Here is an 840-nt window from a genome sequence, read left to right on the forward strand (position 1 = left end):
TGGGCTACTCCCAAAGACTTGCCTGCCAGATTGTTGGGCTCTCTCGCAGTGCTTACCGGCGCGCTAGGACCCGCGAGAACAAGCCGGATAAGTACGCGGACCTACGGGCGTGGATGCACGACTTCGTTAAGGATCATCGCCGGTGGGGACACCGGCGCGCCTGGAGAAACGCCCTCGCCGAAGGGTACGGGATATGCCGCGAGACTTTCCGCAGGATCTGGCGTGAAGAGGGCTTGCGTGTCTTGCCTAGGAAGAAGCGCAAGCGTCTAGCTGCCGATACCCATCGTGATGTTCCTGCCGGCCAGTACCCGAACGACGTGTGGGCGTTGCACTTCCAGTTCGATTCAACCTGGCACGGCAAGACAATCAAAATCTGTAACATTATCGATGAATACACCCGCGAACACCTCGCCTTCACGGTCGACAAGAACATTAACGCGGTCTCGGTGACCGAACTCCTTGACGTGGCTTGTCTGGAGCACGGCGGGCGCCCGCGGGTGATCCGGATGGATAACGGGCCCGAGTTCATCGCTCATGCGCTCCAGGAGTGGGCAGCCGAGGATGAGACGATCCAGGCGTTCATCCCACCAGGCCAGCCCTGGCATAACGGGTTCGTTGAGTCTTTCCATAACCAGATGAGAGACGAACTCTTGGAGGACAACAGTATCGAGAATCTCGAGCATGCCCGCCTACTCGTGGCCCAATGGTCATCACGTTACAATAACTTCCATCCGCATTCCTCACTCGGCTACCTCAGCCCACGGAAATACGCGGAACAATGGAAACAAGAAAACACGGTCAACACTTAAACCGAGTGGGCCTAATTCTTAGGCCACTCCA

1 protein-coding gene is annotated in these 840 nt (G+C 57.3%); it reads left to right on the top strand.

The genetic code is table 11. The annotated features are described in order from the left end of the window. On the top strand, nt 1-809 hold an 809-nt coding region (locus tag HMPREF3167_RS06375; protein ID WP_148132408.1), incomplete at its 5' end, for an IS3 family transposase. Between the last annotated feature and the right edge of the window lie 31 nt (nt 810-840).

This window comes from Trueperella sp. HMSC08B05 (assembly GCF_001808405.1).
GTDB lineage: Bacteria > Actinomycetota > Actinomycetes > Actinomycetales > Actinomycetaceae > Trueperella > Trueperella bernardiae.